The following is an 18,704-nucleotide window of genomic DNA, read 5'->3' as shown; positions in this document are numbered from 1 at the left end:
AGAGTCTGCCTCAGCCATGTCCCAAGCCCTTACCCTCGATTCTCGCGCCATTGGCCTGCTGGCCAAGGCCGGAGCCTGGGTGGCTTGCAACTCTAAATCGAAGAAACAGTCGCTCATGTGACCGGGGCGCTGTGTCCCGTCAGATGAGCTGACAGGACATCAAGCGCTACGGACACCCGCCCCCTGCTTAACGCCCTTCTACTCTTCTGACGACGACCCGACGGTCAACCATCAGGAGAACACGCATGTCATCGTTTCAAGGAATCTGGGTCCCCATCGTCACGCCCTTTCACAATGGCGCCATCGACTTTGCCGCCCTGCGGCGCCTGAGCGCCCATCTGCTGGAAAGCGGCGTGGCCGGGCTGGTAGTCTGCGGCACCACCGGTGAAGCCGCGGCCCTGGACAAGGACGAACAACTGGCGGTACTCGACGCCGTGCTCGAACAGGCCCCCGCCGGGCGAGTCATCATGGGCCTGGCAGGCAACAACCTGAAATCGCTGCTGAACCTGCAAACGGAAATCCTCAAGCGCCCGGTGGCGGCCCTGCTGGTGCCTGCGCCCTATTACATCCGCCCCTCCCAGGCGGCCCTGGAAAGCTTCTTCCACAGCGTCGCCGATGCCTCCAGCGTGCCGCTGATCGTCTACGACATTCCCTATCGCACCGGGGTCAACCTGGACAAGGACACCCTGCTCAACATCGTGCGTCATCCGCGGATTGCCGCCGTCAAGGACTGTGGCGGCAACCTGGACAAGACCCTGGCGCTGCTGGCCAGCGGCACGGTAGAGGTGCTGTGCGGCGAGGACCTGCAACTGTTCAGCGCCCTGTGCCTGGGGGCTAGCGGAGCCATTGCGGCGGCGGCGCACATTCGTCCGGAGTTGTTCGTGCAGTTGCAGCGCCAGGTCCGCGACCAGCAGCTGGATGCGGCGCGGACCACCTTCCGGCAACTGGTGCCGCTGATTCAGGCGCTGTTCGCCGAGCCCAACCCGGCCCCCGTGAAAGCCTTGCTGGCCCATCAGGGACTGATCGAGCCACACCTGCGGGCACCGATGCACGATTGCAGCGCCGCCACCGCCGTACACCTGCAGAACCTGTTGGCCGACCTGCCCTGATACGGAACATCGGAATTGACGTGCCTGTGGCCCGTAGGAGCTGGCGTGCCAGCGAAAGCGTCCTCAAGCCCGGTGCAAGGTTCGAGGACCGCTTCGCCGGCAAGCCGGCTCCTACGGCAGCGGGGGCACGACAATCTCGATGCCCCGTCGGCGCCGTTCGAGGCGGTGCGCAGACGCTTTCAGCGGATCGGCGGGATACGGATCTGGCCGGCGCGGCACTGGTTTTTCACACCTTTGCCGCACGGGCCAAAGTCCAGGTCCTTGGTCAGGCAGACCCGGACTTCGGAAAGCTCGGGGCCGCTGCAGAGAATGGCGATGCCGTTTTCGGCGATCCCCGGGTTGCTCTGGCGAAACTGCTGGGCAATCTGCGTGGCTTCAAAGTAACGCACCGCGGTCGAAGGCTGCAGCGCTTGCGGTATCTGCACCGTCGCCAGGGCCTTGTCCGTCGCATCCAGGTACCCCATGCCCCCCAGGCCACTGCAGGTGCCGTGCTTGGTCCATTCGTGGTTCATCAGTTTGGCGGTGGGAAACAGGGTCAGGCCCTTGGCCCGCTCCTCCTGCGTCAGCGGGGTCAAGGGTGGGCAGGACTGGGGCCAGCCGCCCTTGGCGTATTGCGGCCACAGGCCGTGGAGGACAAACCCATAGCCCTTGCCCGAGCACTGTTCGTTCTCCGGATGCATCAGGCAAAAGGTCGGTGACCAGGACAAAGCCAGCAGGTAGTAGTCAAAAGCCCCCGCCACCGACTCGCGCTGCTGTTTGGGCTGACGTGCGTCGCTGATGCCCACCATCCCCAGGGTCAGCACCAGGGCCGCCATCAGGGCAAAAAACTTTCTCATCGTTACCTCTCCTAGGGAAATCGGATCGTCCTGGCCCCGCCATCGGGTTACTGCGGCAGGCACACAGCTTCACTTTCTTGGCATGCCGGGGTTGCAGGAACATGACATTCGCCGCGCCGTGCCCCGGCAAAGCCGGTCAGGCGCGACGAACGCCGAGCGAACGTCGGCCGAGGCGCCAGCGGGACACTGCGCCAGGGCCTGGGGCGGCGCGCGGTGCGAAAGATGACGGAACAACCGGGCACAGATCAAGAGCGGCGATCAGTGCCCGATGTCCAGAGACGGCCCTGGGGCTTCAGGCACGCTGACAAAAATGCTGTAGTGCCCCCCTTCCATGGCCTCAAAGGCGATCAGCTTCTGCACCAGCGGCTCGCTGATCACCTTGCCGGCATTGAGCAGCAGCATGCCGTTGTCGGCATTGAGGTTGCGCCGCAGGACCATCCCCGCCTGCAGATCACGGGTGCCCAGCACCCGGACCGTCGGATCATCGACGGTCACGTCATTGAGGTAGGCCGCACAGACCCGAACAAAGCCTTCCACCATGTTCGGGTCATACAGACGGCCGGCGTACTTGCGAATGAACAGCAAAGCCTCGTCGCTGTTCATGCGCCGCTCCAGAATCAACCCGCACTGCAACTCGATGAAGTCCACCACCAGCTTCAGCAGCCGGGCGCCCCAGGGAATCGCCTCGCCCCGCAGATGCTGGGGAAAGCCGCTGCCATCCCAGCGTTCCTGATGATGGAGGATCAGCCGCGCCGCATCCTGCATCGGCTCCAGCGTCATCAGCAGCGACTCGCTCTGGGAGGGATAGGCCCGATAGCGCTCCTGATCGGCGTGCCGCAACAGCTCCGCCGGAGCGGCCAGCATGGCATCGCTCCAGCTCAGCTTGCCGATGTTGTACAAGGCGGCGGCCATGGTCAGGTCACGGCTGGCGGTTTCGTCCAGGCCATAGCTTGCACAGCAGGCGCGCACCAGTTCGATGATCTTGCGGTTGGTCTGCTTGTCCGCCGGCAGGCGCAGGTTGGCCAGCAGCGAGAACACCTCGGTGCCGGTCACATAGCTGTGCTTGAGCTCTTCATAGGCCAGGTCCAGCATGTCGGCGGTCTGTTGCAGCTCGGCGGTCCGGGACGCCACGCGCTTTTCCAGTTCGGCGTTGCTCACCTTGAGCTGGCGGTTCTGCTCCAGCACCAGTTGCTGCAGGCGCTTGAGCTCGCGCTCGGCGTGCTGGTATTCCAGGGTCTGGCGCAGGATCAGCAGCAGCTCTTCGTCGTTCCAGGGTTTGCTCAGGTACTGGTGGATCTGCCCTTCGTTGACGGCCTTGACGATGGTGCTCAGGTCGGCGTAGCCGGTGAGCAGAATCCTGCGGGTGGCCGGGTAGCCCTCGCGCACCCGGGCCAGCAGGGTGGCGCCGTCCATGTCGGGCATGCGCGCATCGCTCATCACCAGGTCAACGGGACGCTGGGCCAGGATTTCCAGGGCCCTGGCACCGCTGTCGGCCAGCAGCACTTCATAGGGCTGGCTGCGTAGCAGGCGCCGCAGGCTGTTGAGGATCGATTCTTCGTCATCCACCAGCAACAGGCTTGGACGCTGTCCTGGTTCGGTGGGCGGCAACGCTTCCATGGTGAGTCCCCCTGTCCTGCATCTCGTTCCCCGGCCAGCGCCCAGCGGCGCTACAGCCCAGACAATCCTAGCTATTTTTTTGATGTTCACCCGGGAATATCCGCCAAAAAATCCTCTCACGGTGCATGTTCCAGTGACTATGCTCACAGCGTTGGACGCACGCTCAGGACGCTAGGGAAAGTCAATGAACACTGGCTGCGACGCACAGACAAATTCGCAAGACCCCTCGGATACGCCGCCATCTGCGCGAGTCAACCGACGGGTGCTGATTGTGGATGACAGCCTCTCCATCCATGAGGACTTCCACAAAATCCTCATGCCCTCGCAGAACCTGGCCCTGAGCCAGGTCGAAGACCAGTTGTTCGGCAGCGTCAGCCCTCGCCCGCTTCAGGTGTTCAGCCTGGATTCGGCGTTCCAGGGTCGCGAGGCCCTGGCCATGGTCGAGTCGGCCCTGGCCCGTGACACGCCCTATGCCATGGCCTTCATCGACATGCGCATGCCGCCGGGCTGGGACGGCCTGGAAACCATCGAGCAATTGTGGAAGGTCGACCCGGATCTGCAGATCGCGCTGTGTACCGCCTATTCGGACTATTCCTGGGAAACCATGGCCGAGCGCCTGGCCTTTGGCGACCAGTTGCTGATCCTGAAAAAGCCCTTCGACAGCCTGGAAATCCGCCAGATGGCCAGTGCCCTGACCTGGAAGTGGCAGATGACCCAGGATGCGCGGCACAAGCTCGACGATCTGCAGCGCACCATCGAGGAACGGGTCGCGGAGCTGCTCAAGGTCTCCCACCTGCTGCACTACGATACCCTCACCGGGTTGCCCTCCAGCGCCTTGCTCGGCGATCGCCTGGGCCAGGCCATGGCCCGGGCCCGGCGTTATGGGCAACAGCTGGCGGTGATGTTCCTCGGGCTGGACCGTTTCAAGCGGATCAACAATGCCCTGGGCTACCCGGCAGGCGACGAGTTGCTCAAGAGGATCGCCCACAGCCTGCAGCACAGCATGCGCGAGTCGGACTCGGTGTTCCGCTACGGCTCCGACGAATTCGTGGTGCTGCTCCATGATCAGGAGCCGCCGCCCCAGGTTCGTAGCGTCGCCGAAAAGCTCCTGGCGACGGTGAGCCAGCCCCACGATGTGGCCGGGCACGACCTGCGGGTCACCGCCAGCCTGGGGATCAGCCTCTACCCCGAGGATGGCCAGGATGCCCTGAGCCTGATCAAGAAGGCCGAGATGGCCATGCGCAACAGCAAGGAGCAGTCACCGGGGGGCTACGGTTTCTTTACCGAGGACATGACCCACCGCGCCCGGGAACGCCAACACCTGGAATCGGGCATCCGCCAGGCCCTGGAGCGCCAGGAGTTGAGTTTGCATTACCAGCCCAAGATCCACCTGGCCTCGGGCCAGGTGGTGGGCGCCGAGGCGCTGATTCGCTGGTTCAGCCCGCAACAGGGCTGGATCAGCCCCGCCCAGTTCATTCCAGTGGCCGAGGACAGTGGCCTGATCAACCGGATCAGTCAGTGGGTCGTGGGCGAAGCTACCCGCCAGTCCCGTGCCTGGCAGCAGGCGGGACTGGCGCCGATCCGCCTGTCGGTCAACCTCTCGGCCAACGACTTCAGGCAACCGCAGCTGCTCCAGCAGTTGCAGCACGCACTGCGGGACAGTGCCCTGGACCCGACCCTGCTGGAACTGGAAATCACCGAAGGGGTACTGATGCAGAACGTCGAAGCCACCCTCGCCACCCTGCAAGCCATCAAGGCCCTGGGGGTGCGCCTGGCGGTAGACGATTTCGGCACCGGCTATTCCAGCCTCAGCTACCTGCGCAAGTTCCCGGTGGACGTGCTGAAGATCGACCAGTCCTTCATCCATGGCCTGAGTCACGAGCCCAAGGACGCCGCCCTGGTCAGCGCGATTATCCAACTGGGGCGCAGCCTGAACCTGAGCATCATCGCCGAAGGGGTGGAAACCCAGGAGCAACTGGCGTTCCTCAAGCAACAGGGCTGCGAGGAAGGCCAGGGCTTTTACTTCAGCAAGGCCCTGCCGGCCGACAGTTTTGCCCGCCTGCTGCGGGCCCAGGCGTCCCAGCAGCAGGTAGTCGACCATGATCGCTGAACAGCAGCCCAGGCAACGCCGACGCCGCTCGCACAGCCTCATCGGCCTGCTGCTCTGGGCGATGGCCGCTGTCGCCCCGCCGGCCTTCCCGGCACCGCTGGACGAACCGCTCAAGCCCCTGCCCGCAGTACCCGCCCTCGATCCCCAGCGGGTGGAGCTGGGCCGCCGGCTGTTCAACGAGCCGCGCCTGTCCCTGGACAACAGCCTCTCTTGCGCCAGCTGTCATCGGCTGGACCAGGGTGGGGCCGACGCGCAGGTCAAGTCCCTGGGCATCAAGGGCCAGCTTTCCCAGGTCAACACCCCCAGCGTGTTCAATGCTGCGCTGAACTTTCGCCAGTTCTGGGACGGTCGCGTCGAGACCCTCCAGGCGCAGATCGACAACGTGGTGCAAAGCCCCACCGAGATGGGCAACAACTGGCCCAACCTGCTGCGCACCCTGAATGACGACGCCAGCTACCGCCAGGCCTTCGGCGCGCTGTACCCGGACGCCATCACCGCCGCCAACGTGCAGGACGCCCTGGCCAGTTATGAACGGACGCTGCTCAGTGCCGGCTCGCGCTTCGACCAGTACCTGCAAGGCAACACCGAGATCCTCAGCCGGGAGGAGAAGTACGGCTACCAGCGGTTCAAGGACTACGGCTGCATCGCCTGCCATCAAGGGGTCAATATCGGCGGCAACATGTTCCAGAAGTTCGGCGTGATGAATGACTACTTTGCCGACCGGGGCAACCCCACCGACGCCGATCTGGGGCGTTTCCTGATCACCGGCGACGAGCAGGACCGCAACGTGTTCAAGGTCCCCAGCCTGCGCAATGTGGCGGTCACCGCCCCCTACTTCCACGACGGCTCGGCCACGACCCTGGAACAGGCCGTGGAGGTGATGTTCAAGTACCAGTTGGGCCGTACCCCCAACCCCCAGGACACCCGCCTGATCGTCAAGTTTCTCCAGACCCTCACCGGGCAATGGCAGGGCAAGCCGCTATGAAGTTGCGTCGCCGCTGGCCCTCCATGCTCCTGACCCTGGTGGCCCTGGGCCTGGTCCTGGCGCTGGCGTTGCTCTACTTCAAGACCATGATCGGCCAATCCCCGAACTTCGCCCTGTCCCGGGACCTGATCGGCCAGATCAAGCAATTGAACGCCCAATGGGAAACCGAAGTGCTCAAGGCGCGCATCGCCATTACCCACGACTACGATCCGCTGGTGCAGCCGGTGCAGCAGATCAACCAGCTGTGGCAGCGCTTGGATCAGCTCTCGCAACAGGGTCACAGCGCCCCGGCGGCCTGGCAGGCCAGTCACCAGGCGTTCCTCAATGCCTTCCAGGAAAAAGCCGACCTGGTGGAACGGTTCAAATCCCACAACGCGGTGCTGCGCAACTCACTGGCATTCCTGCCCTACGCCGAGGACGACATCCAGCGCCGGCTGGCCGACCTCGATGATCAGCAGCGACTGGCGCTGCAGAATTTTGCCATCGACACCTACGACCTGCTGCTCAGCAGCCTGGAGTTCGCCCAGATCTCCAGCAGCGACAAAGCCGCGGACATCCTGGTAGGGCTGAACAAACTGACGGTCAACAAGGAACGCCTGCCCACCGCCATGCACGAACCGGTGGACATCCTCAGCAAGCACGTCGCCGTGGTCCTGCGCGAGCAGCCGGTGGTCAATGAACTGCTGGAGCGGCTCACCTCGGTCCCGGTGGCCGAACGCCTGGACGACATCACCCGCCTGCTCAACAACGACCAGCTCCAGGCCGACCTGCAGGACCAGAAGTCCCACCAGTATCTGCTGGCATTCTCGGTGCTGCTGGTGCTGTTGATCCTCTATCTGGCGATCCGCCTGATCAGCAGCTTTGCCGTCATCCGTCGGGTCAACACCGCCCTGCAGAGCGCCAACGAACACCTGGAGCAGCGGGTCGAGGAACGCACCCGGGAACTCAAGGAGGCCCAGAGCGAGTTGCTGGACGCCGCGCGCCAGGCCGGCATGGCGGAAATCGCCACCAATGTCCTGCACAACGTCGGCAACGTGCTCAACAGCGTGAACATCTCCAGCGAGATGCTCAGCCGCACCCTACGCTCCAGCAAGGCTCAGGGCCTGGGCAAGGCGATGGAACTGATCAATCAGCATCAACACGATCTGGGGCATTTTTTCAGTGAGGACGAAAAAGGCAAGCTGCTCCCCGGCTACCTCAACCAACTGGTACAAGCCATTGCCAGCGAGCAACAGGGCATGAGCGGCGAACTGGCCCAGCTTGGGCGCAGCGTCGACCACATCAAGGAAATCGTCGCCACCCAGCAGTCCTACGCCGGGGCCTCGCGGCTGATCGAGCCGTTGCAGGTCGGCGAACTGATCGATGACGCCTTGCGCATGAACTCCGGCGCCCTGGCCCGGCATCAGGTCACGGTGGTCAAGGACTACACCCAGGTGCCACCGGTCCTGGGCGACAAGCACCGCCTGCTGCTGATCCTGATCAACCTGATCAGCAACGCCAAGTACGCCATGTCCGATCTCGACGAACACTCCCGGACCCTGACCCTGAGTGCCCATGTGATCGACAACCGGACCTTGCGCATTCAAGTCCGCGACCGCGGCGAAGGCATTGCCGCCGAGAACCTGACGCGAATCTTTGCCCACGGTTTCACCACCCGCAAGGAAGGGCACGGCTTCGGCCTGCACAGTTGCGCCCTGGCCGCCATGGAAATGGACGGGCAGCTCAGCGTGCACAGTGACGGGCCGGGGCTGGGAGCGACCTTTACCCTGGACATACCGCTGATCAGCGTTGAGGGCCACTGATGGACGATCTGAGCAACCGGCGAATTCTGCTGATCGACGACACCCCGTCGATCCACGACGACTTTCGCAAAATCCTCACCCCGCCTGCGGCGGACGCCAACAGCCTGGACGACCTGGAAGCGCAGTTGTTCGGCGCCCAGGCCAAGCCCCGGCAACAGCCCTTTGAACTGGACTCGGCCTACGGCGGCCAGGAAGGCTTGAACAAGGTCTGCCAGGCCCTGGAGCAGCAGCGCCCCTATGCCCTGGCCTTCGTCGACATGCGCATGCCCCAGGGCTGGGACGGAGCCCAGACCATCGAGCGCCTCTGGCAAGAGGACCCGCGCCTGCAGGTGGTGGTGTGCACCGCCTATTCCGACTACTCCTGGGAGGACCTGCTGGAGCGACTGCACGGCCACAACCGCCTGCTGATCCTGAAGAAGCCCTTCGACAACATCGAAGTCCAGCAGATGGCCAGCACCCTCACCAGCAAATGGGAGATGACCGCCCGTGCCCTGCTGCAGATGCACCATCTCGAAGATCTGGTGGAGCAGCGCACCGAGGACCTGAGACAGGCCGGCGCGGCCCTGCAACAGGAAATCGACGAGCGCAAGCAACTGGAAAACCAGCTGGTGCAATCGGAGAAACTGGCCTCCCTCGGGCAACTGGCGGCCGGGGTCGCCCACGAGATCAACAACCCCATCGGCTTCGTCGCCTCCAATCTCGGCAGCCTGGCGGGCTACCTGGAACAGATCAGCCAGCTGCTCACGGCCTATCGCCAGAGTGAAGAGGCCATCGCCGCGCCGGAGCTGCGCAAGCGCCTGCAAAGCCTGCGCGAAAGCATCGACCTGGACTTTCTCCAGGAGGACATCCCGTTGCTGATCAAGGAGTCCAAGGACGGCATTGGCCGGGTCGAGCAGATCGTCAGGGACCTGAAGAATTTCTCCCGGGTCGACAGCGACCAGCATTGGCAAATGGCGGACCTGCAGCAGGGCATCGACTCGACCCTGAACATCGTCGCCAGCGAACTCAAGTACAAGGCCGACCTGATCAAGCACTACCAGCCGCTGCCAGAGATCGAGTGCCTGCCCTCCCAGCTCAATCAGGTGGTGATGAACCTGGTGATCAATGCCGCCCAGGCCATAGGCCCCGAGCGCGGCACCATCACCCTGAGCAACGGCGTGGCAGGCGAGCGGGTCTGGCTGGAAGTCAGCGACAGTGGCTGCGGCATCGACGAGCAGCACCTGCAGAAGATCTTCGACCCCTTTTTCACCACCAAGCCGGTGGGCCAGGGCACAGGGCTGGGCCTGTCGCTGTCCTACGGGATCGTCAAGAAACACGGCGGGCAAATCAGCGTCCGCAGCCAGTTGGGGGTGGGCAGCACCTTTCGGGTGGAACTGCCGATCCGTCAGGGCCCCCATCGTCCGGACCCGGCCTGAACCGGGCGCGCCCTCCCCGTCCCTGGCGCTGATTGCGAGCGTGGCACAACGGCCAGCGAGCGCTGCAAGACCCGCCTTAAGTGGTAGAGCGGCTGGCCTGGGACAGCTCGGTGCACAGCCTCACCCAGGCGTCGCTGTCCAGAGGCGGACTCAGGTGCGGCCCCTGGGCCTGATCGCACTGAATGTCCTGCAGCGCCTGGTACTGCTCCGGGCTTTCCACACCTTCGGCAATCACTGTCAGACTCAAGGCATGCCCCAGGTCGACGATGGCCTGGACAATCGAATGCCCGGCCTGATTGCCGCCCAGTCCCGCCACCAGGCTGCTGTCGATCTTCAGGCCGTCCAGGGGAAAGGTCCGCAGGTACTGCAGCGCCGAGTAGCCGCTGCCGAAATCGTCCATCAGCAGTTGCACCCCAAGGGCCTTGAGCCCCTGCATGATCTCCAGCACCTGGCGACCGTCGTCCAGCAGCGCCTTGTCGGTCATTTCCAGCACCAGCCGCGAGGGCGCCAGCCCGCTCTGGCCCAGGACGGTCCTGATCCTGGCCACCAGTTGCCCACGCTGGAACTCGGCGGCCGACAGGTTGACCGCCAGCAGCAGGCGTTCGGGCCAGGCCCGGGCCGCGCGGCAGGCGGCGTGCAGCACCCAATTGCTCAAGGGCAGGATCAGCCCGGTGTCCTCGGCGATCGGTGAGAACACCTCGGGCCCCAGCAGCCCACGCTGGGGATGCTGCCAGCGCACCACCGCCTCGGCGCCCACCAGCTGTCCGTCCGCCAGCCGATAGCGTGGCTGGAACTGCAGCAGCAACTGATCCTGCTCGATGGCGTGGCGCAGGTCGCGCTCCAGGCCGCGGCGTTCGATGATCCGCACATTCATGTCGCTGGCATAGAACCGCCAGGTACTGCGCCCCGCCGCCTTGGCCTCATACAGGGCGATGTCGGCAAAACGCAGCAGCTCCTCCGCCAGGCTGGCATCCACCGGCGCCCGGGCAATGCCGATGCTGGCACTGATGAAGACTTCATGCTCGGCAATGTAGAAAGGCTCTTCGATCCGCTCGATCAGGCGCCGGCACAGGCCTTCGATCTCGGGTTGGGCAACCTGCCCCGGGACCACCAGGACAAACTCGTCGCCCCCGACCCGGGCCACCAGATCCTCGCCCCGCAGGCATTGGGCCAGACGCTGGGACACCTCATGCAGCACCTGGTCGCCCGCCGCATGCCCCAGCAGATCGTTCACCGGCTTGAAGCGATCGAGGTCGACGCTGAGCATCAACAAGGGCTCCTGCAGGGTCGGCAGGGCCAACAGCTTGCCTTCGAGAAACTCCTGCATGCGCGTACGGTTGGCCAGTCCGGTGAGGGCATCGTGCTGGGACAGGTACTCGATCCGCCGCCTTGCGGCGACCTCCTCGGTAATGTCGCTGGCGGTGCCCCGATAACCACCGGCGGCCATGGCTCGCACCGAAAGGCGGCAGATCCGCGGCTGCCGGTGGCCATCCAGATAAGCGCATTGCAGGATCGCCTGGGAGCGCCGCTCCGGGGCCGCCAGCCAGTTGAGCAGCGACCCCTGCTCGGAGCTCAGCAGCTCGTTCATCGGCCGCCCCAGCGCGGACTCCCGAGAGAGTCCGGTGACCACCTCGAAACGCTCGGACAGGTAGGTAAAACACAAGTGCCGGTCCACTTCCCAGATCCAGTCGGACGCTGCTTCGGCGACGTCGCGAAAGCGTTCTTCACTGGCCAGCAAGGCGCTACGACTGACCCGCAGGGCCTGGACCTGATCGTCCATGACCCGAGCCGCCGCGCCGGCCCGGCGCAACAGGAAGCCGGCCATGATGCCCGCCAGCAGGCCCGCCAACAGCAGCAACGGCATCACCAGTACCAGCAACTGATGCCCGGGGCGGGTCGGTTGCCATTGCAGGACTCCGGCGCCGTCGGGCAGGGTCAGGGACGGCAGTGCGGCGGCCGGCACGGGGCCGGCCACCTGCAACTGTTCGATGCCCAGTCCCTGCCCCAGCGCCAACAATCGCGACGGTTCCAGGCGCGCAACGAAAATCAGCACCGACTGAGGCCCGCTGTCGGCACGCACTTGCGGGTCGTTGCCTGGGTTCAACAGGTCGGCCACCACCAGCGCCGGGGTCCCGGCGATGGCATGGTAACGGCTGATGGCCTTGCCGCCGGCTTGCGAACGTACCTCCTCCACCAGGGGCGCCAGCTGTTCCCCCAGCCAGTCCCGGGCATCCATCGACGCCAATCGCCCAGCCACCAGGGAATACACGGTGCGGCCTGTCGGACCGATCACGAACACGCCGTCAAAACCCAGATCGTAGTACAGGGTCGGACCGAAGTTCTGCCGGGTGTAGGCCCAGTCGAGGTCGACCCGCAGGTGCAGGTGCTGGTAGGCGTCACCCCACAGGGCATAGTCCTTGAGCGTGGTGCGGGCATTGCTGTCCAGAGACTGCAGGGCCTTTTCGATATCCAGGCGATTGTGCTGTTCGGCGGAAAGGTTCTGGTCGAGGGCGATGTACACCAGCAGCACACCGGTGAAGAGGAACAGCGCCAGCAGCAGCCCCGAGCACCCCAGCAAGGTGGCACGAGTCAGCGCCTGATTGGAGGTGCTGCGTCCTTGAGATGGGTCCTGACCGAGGTTTTCCATAATGCTCCAGGCGCCATGGCGACAAACTGACCGCTGAGGCCCTGCCCCACACAGTCCTTGACGAAGCTCGCGCTTGCCTATTGACGATAGACAGTGTTTTCCCGCGGGGCCTGGAAATGCCGGGTGCACGAAGGCTGCGGCTGTGCTGAGGGGGTTCTTGAAAGGTGGGGTGCAGGCGCTGACGGCCAGCGCAGGCGATCGATCCGCCCCCGCGCTGCACTGAATCAGTCGTCGGGATCAGCGGTCGGAATCAGCCCGGAGCGCGCCCGGCGTCACAGCCGGCAATTGCTCAACCCGGTGATAGACACTCAGGCCCAGGCGCTCGGCGACCCGCATCATGGCGTCGCAGCCCGCCGAGGCCGCGCCGATGCGCAGCACGGCATCACAGCGCTCCAGCAGGCGTTCGGCATAGGCGTGGAACTGCGCGTTGTAGATCTCATCGCCCACCGCCAGGGACCCCGCCAACCGGGTCATGGGCAACGCCACCCACTCCCCCAGCACCGGAAAATGTCCGGCCGCCAGCACCTGGGCGGCGCACTGCTCCATGGCCGCGACATTGCGTGCCAGCACCGCCGGATCGTCGCCGCTGCCAGAGCGGTACGGACCGGCCACCAGCACCATCAGGCTGCGCGGCTTGAGCACATGCAGCTGCAGGTATTGCAGGAGCATGATGGTCTTGCCGTCGATGATTTCGCCGCTGTCGATCATGCCCAGGGCCTGGTCGATGTCCAGCTCCAGGACCTCGATGTCCTCGCCTTCGTGCTCCAGTCCGCCGCCTTCATCGATGCGGTCCTCGGCCTGGTAATGACCGATGAAGAAATGCACCCGCTCGGTCACCGAACCCGGGCTCATGAAGGCTTCGAAAACCTTCTGCACCTCGCCTACCCGGCAACCGGTTTCCTCCTGTGCTTCCTGACGGATGCGCACCTCCGGGCTGGCGTTGTCCAGCAGGCCGGCAGCGGTCTCGATCAGGTAGCCGTGGTGGTCGTTGACGAAGGCCGGCATGCGGAACTGCCGGGTCAGCAGCACCGTGCGCCGCTTGAGGTTGTACAGCAGGATGGTCGCGCCATTGCCCCGGTCATAGACCTCACGGTCCTGGGCCTGCCAGCTGCCGTCGCGGCGACGCAGCTCGAAGCTGTACTTCTTCAGCACATACCAATTATCAGAAAGGGTCCGTTCGGCGGTGATGCGAATCGATGCCTCGCTCATGGCTGCTCCTGAGAGTCTGGGCTGAGGGGGCGAAACCCCGAGAGTTGTTCCAGCAACTGCGCGCGATAGGCTGGCGTCAAGACCAACCCGCCCGCCGCCTGGCGCATTTGGCCGCCGGCCAGCCGTGCCCGAAACCAGTCGTGGATGAAGTCCGGGGCATAGCCACCGGTGCCGAAGCCCTTGGCGAAGGCGATCATGTCGCAGTAGACCTGCAGGTACGACTCTTTGTCGTTGACCGGATAGCAGTTGCGGTACAGCCAGAACAGCAGGTCATACAGCAGTTGCGACAGCGGATCGGCGTGCAGCGCGAAGTAGCGTTTTTCATGGACGATGCGCAAGGCGATCTGGCGGATCAGCGGCCCCAGGTCGGGCACTTCGTGGAACTGTTCGAGCAACTCCTCCAGCAGCGCTGAAAACGGCGCGCTGGCGACCTTGTCCAGATCGTCCAGGTAATCCTGCTCCGAGGTGTCGTAGACCTCGGGGGACACCAGAGCGCGGATAAAGGCCTCGAAATTCGGCGCCAGCACGGTCACTGCATAGTCGCGTTCCTGATCCACGTGCACCACCCGCGGCTCGCCCTCGGGGCCGCATTCGCGGTAGTCCAGAGCCACCATGTCGTGCCCGGCAGACGGGCAATTGCAGATGTACACCCCGAGGTCCGGGTAACCCCATTTCTCGATTTTGAAACGACTGCCCAGGCTGCCGCCCAACGAATAGGCGGCGTCGCGGCCAATGCTCAGGAAGCTGTCGATCGCGCAGTGGTCCTCAGCCCAGGAGGTACCTTGTTCGGTGGGGAAACAGCACAGGTGCGGGCGCCCGCCGTTGTAGCGATTCATGAACGCCACATAGGACGGCGGCAGGCGATAGCCCAGCTCGGCTTGCAGCTCGGCGATCATGGCGGCGCTGGCTGGTGCCTGGTTGATCTTGCAGTGGGTGGCCCGGTCCCAGAACGCGTCCAGGTCGATATCGTGGGGGAAGTCGCTCATCCGATGCATCCGTTGCGGTTTAAAGGTCGGCCTGCGCCGAAAACGGCACAGGCTAGCGCAAATGGCCCTCAGAGCCACCAGCGCAGAAAGAAAAAGAACCCCATGCTCAGCAACATGCTGACCAGGGTGTTGCGGGTGTAGATCACCAGCGCAATGGCCACCAGCGAGCTCAGCAGGTAGGGATTGTCCCAGTGCAGGTTCAACTGGTGATCGGGCATGAACACGATCGGCCCGCAGATGGCGGTGAGCATGCCCGGCACCGCAAAGCCGAGGAACTGCCGGGCATTGCTGCTCAGGCGCAGCGGCAGGCGCGGTTCGAGAAACACGTAGCGATTGAGAAAGACCAACAGGCCCATGCCGAAGATGACTGCCCAGACCATCATGCTTGCCCCCGATACAGTTTGTTGCAGACAAAACCCGCAGCCATCCCCGCCAGGCCCGCCAGGACCAGCGCCGAGCCCCACTGCCAGTAGCTGAACAGCACCGAGCACAGCAGCGACACTGCGACACAGACCACGGTGGGCACATTGCGCACCAGCGGCGTGATCAGGGCGATGAAGGTGGCGGCGATGGAAAAGTCCAGGCCCAGGTGCTCCAGGCCCGGAATGCTCTTGCCCAGCACGATGCCCAGCAGGGTGAACAGGTTCCAGGCCACATAAAAGGTCAGGCCCACGCCCAGGGCGTACCAGCGGTCGAACTGCTGCTTGTCGTGGGCGCTGGTCAAGGCGAACAGCTCATCGGTGAGCAGAAAGCCCAGGCCCACCCGCCAGCGCCCGGGCAAGGGCGAGATCACCGAGCGCAGGCTCATGCCGTAGAGCAAGTGCTGGGACGTGAGCAGCAAGGTGGTCAGCAGGATCGAGAAGATCCCTGCCCCGCCCTTGAGCATGCCGATGGCCACCAGTTGCGCGGCGCCGGCAAAGACGATGCTCGACAAGCCCTGGCCCTGCAGCGGCGTGAGATTGGCTTCGATGGCCATGGAACCGGCCAGCAGCCCCCAAGGCGCGGTGGCCAGGGACAGCGGCATGATGGCGATGGCGCCGCGGATAAAGGCGGCACGAGGTAAGAGAACGCTGGACATGACACCCTGCACACAGATAACGGACGCTGACTGTGCCATCTGCCGGCGCCCCCTGGCTTGAACAATCTTGCGCAATTGCACCACCACCCTAGGAGCTGGCTTGCCAGCGAAGGCGTCGCCAAGACCCGCACAAGGCATGCACCGGCAAGCCGGCTCCTCGATGAAATACGGGGGCAGAAACGACAACGCCCCTCACGAAGGAGGGGCGCTGGCTGACGCTAGACGCGGATTACAGCTGGATCAGGTTGCTGATCTTCACGTCCGGATCGACGTCGGCTTCGTAGTCGACCCCTTCGATCTCGAAACCGAACAGGCGCAGGAACTCTTGCTTGTAACCGACGAAATCGGTCATTTCGTAGAGGTTCTCGCTGGTGACCTGGTCCCACAGCTGCTTGACCCGATCCTGGACTTCGGGTTGCAGTTCCTTGTAGTCGGCACGCAGGCGGCCTTCCTGGTCGATCACCGGCTCGCTGTTGTACAGGCTGTCCTTGTACAGGCCGTAGACCTGCTCGATGCAACCTTCGTGGCTGCCCTGCTCCTTCATCACCTTGAACAGCAGCGACAGGTACAGCGGCATGATCGGGATCGCCGAGCTGGCCTGGGTGACCACGGCCTTGAGCACCGACACCCGAGCGTCGCCGCCCAGGTCGGCCAGTTGCTGGCGCATGCCGATGACTTTCTGGTCCAGGTCCTTCTTGGCTTCGCCAATCGAACCGTTCCAGTAGATGTCGTGGGTCAGCTTCTCGCCCAGGTAGGTGAAGGCGGTGGTTTTCGCGCCTTCGGCCAGGACACCGGCGTCGTGCAGGGCGTCGATCCACATCTGCCAGTCTTCGCCGCCCATCACCGCCACGGTGCCGTCGATCTCTTCCTGGGTCGCCGGTTGCAGGGTGGTTTCCTTGACGATTTCCTTGTCGGTGTCGACACCGCGCAGGGTCACGGACTTGCCCAGGGGCTTGAGGGTCGAACTCAGCACTTCACCGGTCTTGGGGTGGGTGCGACGCGGCGCCGCCAGGCTGTAGACCACCAGGTCGATCTTGCCCAGGTCGCGCTTGATGGTTTCGATGGTCTCGGCCTTGACCGCGTCGGAGAAGGCGTCACCGTTGATGCTCTTGGCGTACAGGCCCTTTTCTTCGGCGAACTTGTGGAACGCCGCGGTGTTGTACCAGCCGGCGGTGCCCAGCTTGCCGTCAACGCTGCCGCGCTCGAAGAACACCCCCAGGGTGTTGGCGCCGCAACCGAAGGCGGCGGTGATCCGCGCGGCCAGGCCGTAACCGGTGGATGCGCCGAGGACCAGCACGTTCTTCGGCCCTGCGTCGATGGCGCCCTGCTGGGTGACGTAATCGATCTGCTGCTTGACGTTGGCTTCGCAACCCACCGGATGGGTCGTCACACAGATAAAGCCGCGAACGCGGGGTTTGATGACCATTTACAATCTCCCAATTTCAATGTGCCAGGCGCCGGTAACGGCGGCGGCAGTGTCACTTGCTAAGGTCGTAGACGCTCACAATGGCTTCGCGTCACCAACTGATGGAATTTGCCCGGCAGGCCAAGGCCTGGCGTCCCTGTGCCGGCACCCTCGGGGCGATATCCAGGCGGCCCGGGCCGAGACTCTAGCAGTTGCACCGGCCGGCTTGTGCATCCACCCGGCGAAATTTCTGCGGCCACATTCATCAACAGATGATGAAGTCCGGCCGGCCTGTGCTTCAGGGCATCCTGTCCAGCGGCAGTTGCTGGCCCTGGCCGCGCGCCTCGTACCAGCGCTGTACCACGTCCGGCAGGCGCTGCTTCCACGCAGGCTCGGTGGTGTAGTAGCGCACCCGCACTTCATCGGCGGGGCCCACCACCGCCAGCAGCGCGACCCACAACTCACCCTTGGCACCGCGCACGAAAATCGCCGCATTGGTGCTAGCCAGCCCCTGCAGCCACATATCGGTGACCTCGGCGCCCGGAAGCTCGGCCGAGGTGTCCTGGGAGAACGCCGAGCCGCTGTCGAGCAGGGTCTGGTAATCCTGTTGCAGCAGCTTGCGGGCGCGCAGATCTTCCTCCTCGGTACGCACCAGCGCGGTGGACAGCAAATCGTACGGGTTCTCCAGGATTTGCCGGGAGGCCACATAGAGCCCGTCGTAATACACCCCCGAACCGGCGCCGCAGGCATAGGCATCGCCCTCCTGGGTCACCTGCAACAGGCCGTTGCGCGGGGTGAAGCGCAGCTTGCAGCCCTCGACGCCGTAGCGGGCTTCACCGTCCTTGAGCTGCAGCTTGCCCGCCAGCGCACCGGAATTGGCGCCGCCCATGGCCGACAGGTCGAAGCTCAGACGATCCTCGCCGCTGCGCCGGATCACCAGCTCACCGCCGTAGAACGGGCTGACCGAGACCCGCTGCCAGGTGCCCTGCCAACTGAACGGGATGTTCACATAGCGCAGCACCGTCAGCCGGCTCAGGTATTGGCTGCGCAGACAGCCCAGGTCGGCCTGGCACTGGTCGCGCTGCTTGAGCCATTCACGCTGGCCCAGGCGCAGCGCCTTGGGGTCCTTGGCCTCGGCCAGGGTCGCCGTCCAGGCCTTGCCCAGCCGGCTGTCCAGCCCGGCGGTATAGGGGTCGGCGCAGATGGCCTTCTCACTGGCACTGGCGGCCTTGGCGCAGTCGAAGCTGCTGGCCTGGGTCGCGGTGGCACAGGCCAGGACAGCGAGCAGCAGGCCACTGGCCCGCAGTGGACGTACAAGGGAGGCGGACATGGTTCGATTCCATTCAAAAAGGGCTTTGCAAGAATACCTGCGTCGACTTCTTACTCACGCCGCATTCATGAAAAAAATCCCTCTGCCCCCGCCTTCCCGGCCCCATGACCACCCATGCAAGCACTGTGACATCACCGACACTTGCAACAGCGCTGCGTTGCCCGATAATCAGCCA

The 18,704-nt window shown here is 64.3% G+C and carries 14 protein-coding genes; 5 read left to right on the top strand and 9 right to left on the bottom strand.

Going from position 1 to position 18,704, the window contains the following annotated elements:
• Positions 1-245 precede the first annotated feature (245 nt).
• Positions 246-1,109, top strand: coding sequence for a 4-hydroxy-tetrahydrodipicolinate synthase (gene dapA / locus ACMGF8_RS19240; RefSeq protein ID WP_115582346.1), 864 nt, complete (start codon positions 246-248; stop codon positions 1,107-1,109).
• A 179-nt stretch (positions 1,110-1,288) separates the two neighbouring features.
• Here the strand turns inward: dapA and ACMGF8_RS19235 are convergent, their stop codons facing one another.
• On the bottom strand, positions 1,289-1,945 hold the full coding sequence (locus ACMGF8_RS19235; RefSeq protein ID WP_102864562.1) for a ribonuclease T2 family protein: 657 nt from the start codon (positions 1,943-1,945) through the stop codon (positions 1,289-1,291).
• 258 nt (positions 1,946-2,203) lie between these two features.
• Positions 2,204-3,562 (bottom strand): HD domain-containing phosphohydrolase, encoded by a 1,359-nt coding sequence (locus tag ACMGF8_RS19230; protein ID WP_102864561.1) that lies wholly within the window; start codon positions 3,560-3,562, stop codon positions 2,204-2,206.
• 184 nt (positions 3,563-3,746) lie between these two features.
• On the opposite strand from ACMGF8_RS19230, the gene ACMGF8_RS19225 reads away from it, so the two are divergent.
• From ACMGF8_RS19225 to ACMGF8_RS19210, 4 genes are read left to right on the top strand one after another with little or no spacing between them, the layout of a single operon-like run.
• Positions 3,747-5,672: a putative bifunctional diguanylate cyclase/phosphodiesterase gene (locus ACMGF8_RS19225; RefSeq protein WP_207167765.1), complete on the top strand. Its 1,926-nt coding sequence runs from the start codon at positions 3,747-3,749 to the stop codon at positions 5,670-5,672.
• On the top strand, positions 5,662-6,657 hold the full coding sequence (locus tag ACMGF8_RS19220) for a cytochrome-c peroxidase (RefSeq protein ID WP_180988605.1): 996 nt from the start codon (positions 5,662-5,664) through the stop codon (positions 6,655-6,657). Before ACMGF8_RS19225 ends, ACMGF8_RS19220 begins: the two co-directional genes overlap by 11 nt.
• Complete coding sequence (locus ACMGF8_RS19215) at positions 6,654-8,459, top strand: DAHL domain-containing protein (protein ID WP_207167762.1); 1,806 nt, start codon at positions 6,654-6,656, stop codon at positions 8,457-8,459. The genes ACMGF8_RS19220 and ACMGF8_RS19215 overlap by 4 nt, the downstream gene beginning before the upstream one ends.
• A complete protein-coding gene (locus ACMGF8_RS19210; RefSeq protein ID WP_207167760.1) occupies positions 8,459-9,874 on the top strand; it encodes an ATP-binding protein in 1,416 nt (471 codons plus the stop codon). Before ACMGF8_RS19215 ends, ACMGF8_RS19210 begins: the two co-directional genes overlap by 1 nt.
• 76 nt (positions 9,875-9,950) lie before the next feature.
• Here ACMGF8_RS19210 and ACMGF8_RS19205 read toward each other — a convergent pair whose 3' ends face one another.
• The 7 genes from ACMGF8_RS19205 to ACMGF8_RS19175 all read right to left on the bottom strand — a co-directional run bounded on the left by ACMGF8_RS19205 (position 9,951) and on the right by ACMGF8_RS19175 (position 18,529).
• Positions 9,951-12,521: an EAL domain-containing protein gene (locus ACMGF8_RS19205; RefSeq protein WP_207167758.1), complete on the bottom strand. Its 2,571-nt coding sequence runs from the start codon at positions 12,519-12,521 to the stop codon at positions 9,951-9,953.
• A gap of 237 nt (positions 12,522-12,758) precedes the next feature.
• Positions 12,759-13,730: a GDP-mannose pyrophosphatase NudK gene (gene nudK / locus ACMGF8_RS19200; protein ID WP_207167754.1), complete on the bottom strand. Its 972-nt coding sequence runs from the start codon at positions 13,728-13,730 to the stop codon at positions 12,759-12,761.
• Positions 13,727-14,716, bottom strand: a complete 990-nt coding sequence (locus ACMGF8_RS19195) for an SMI1/KNR4 family protein (protein WP_102864555.1) — start codon at positions 14,714-14,716, stop codon at positions 13,727-13,729. The genes nudK and ACMGF8_RS19195 overlap by 4 nt, the downstream gene beginning before the upstream one ends.
• 68 nt (positions 14,717-14,784) lie before the next feature.
• A complete protein-coding gene (locus ACMGF8_RS19190) occupies positions 14,785-15,096 on the bottom strand; it encodes an AzlD domain-containing protein (RefSeq protein ID WP_162884178.1) in 312 nt (103 codons plus the stop codon).
• Positions 15,096-15,794, bottom strand: coding sequence for an AzlC family ABC transporter permease (locus ACMGF8_RS19185; protein WP_115582340.1), 699 nt, complete (start codon positions 15,792-15,794; stop codon positions 15,096-15,098). Before ACMGF8_RS19185 ends, ACMGF8_RS19190 begins: the two co-directional genes overlap by 1 nt.
• 229 nt (positions 15,795-16,023) lie before the next feature.
• On the bottom strand, positions 16,024-17,220 hold the full coding sequence (fabV, locus tag ACMGF8_RS19180; protein WP_102864552.1) for an enoyl-ACP reductase FabV: 1,197 nt from the start codon (positions 17,218-17,220) through the stop codon (positions 16,024-16,026).
• 277 nt (positions 17,221-17,497) lie between these two features.
• Entirely contained in the window at positions 17,498-18,529 is a 1,032-nt protein-coding gene (locus tag ACMGF8_RS19175) for a lysozyme inhibitor LprI family protein (RefSeq protein WP_115582338.1), read from the bottom strand.
• Positions 18,530-18,704: the final 175 nt, after the last annotated feature.

The sequence above is a fragment of the Pseudomonas sp. BNK-7 genome (assembly GCF_048072025.1).
Classification (GTDB): domain Bacteria; phylum Pseudomonadota; class Gammaproteobacteria; order Pseudomonadales; family Pseudomonadaceae; genus Aquipseudomonas; species Aquipseudomonas danubii.
Note: the sequence above shows the minus strand (reverse complement) of the source record. Positions and strands in the feature narration are given on the sequence as shown.

Coding starts and splice junctions, on each gene's coding strand:
- dapA (WP_115582346.1), top strand. CDS start 246: ATGTCATCGTTTCAAGGAATCTGGGTCCCCATCGTCACGCCCTTTCAC.
- ACMGF8_RS19235 (WP_102864562.1), bottom strand. CDS start 1,945: ATGAGAAAGTTTTTTGCCCTGATGGCGGCCCTGGTGCTGACCCTGGGG.
- ACMGF8_RS19230 (WP_102864561.1), bottom strand. CDS start 3,562: ATGGAAGCGTTGCCGCCCACCGAACCAGGACAGCGTCCAAGCCTGTTG.
- ACMGF8_RS19225 (WP_207167765.1), top strand. CDS start 3,747: ATGAACACTGGCTGCGACGCACAGACAAATTCGCAAGACCCCTCGGAT.
- ACMGF8_RS19220 (WP_180988605.1), top strand. CDS start 5,662: ATGATCGCTGAACAGCAGCCCAGGCAACGCCGACGCCGCTCGCACAGC.
- ACMGF8_RS19215 (WP_207167762.1), top strand. CDS start 6,654: ATGAAGTTGCGTCGCCGCTGGCCCTCCATGCTCCTGACCCTGGTGGCC.
- ACMGF8_RS19210 (WP_207167760.1), top strand. CDS start 8,459: ATGGACGATCTGAGCAACCGGCGAATTCTGCTGATCGACGACACCCCG.
- ACMGF8_RS19205 (WP_207167758.1), bottom strand. CDS start 12,521: ATGGAAAACCTCGGTCAGGACCCATCTCAAGGACGCAGCACCTCCAAT.
- nudK (WP_207167754.1), bottom strand. CDS start 13,730: ATGAGCGAGGCATCGATTCGCATCACCGCCGAACGGACCCTTTCTGAT.
- ACMGF8_RS19195 (WP_102864555.1), bottom strand. CDS start 14,716: ATGAGCGACTTCCCCCACGATATCGACCTGGACGCGTTCTGGGACCGG.
- ACMGF8_RS19190 (WP_162884178.1), bottom strand. CDS start 15,096: ATGGTCTGGGCAGTCATCTTCGGCATGGGCCTGTTGGTCTTTCTCAAT.
- ACMGF8_RS19185 (WP_115582340.1), bottom strand. CDS start 15,794: ATGTCCAGCGTTCTCTTACCTCGTGCCGCCTTTATCCGCGGCGCCATC.
- fabV (WP_102864552.1), bottom strand. CDS start 17,220: ATGGTCATCAAACCCCGCGTTCGCGGCTTTATCTGTGTGACGACCCAT.
- ACMGF8_RS19175 (WP_115582338.1), bottom strand. CDS start 18,529: ATGTCCGCCTCCCTTGTACGTCCACTGCGGGCCAGTGGCCTGCTGCTC.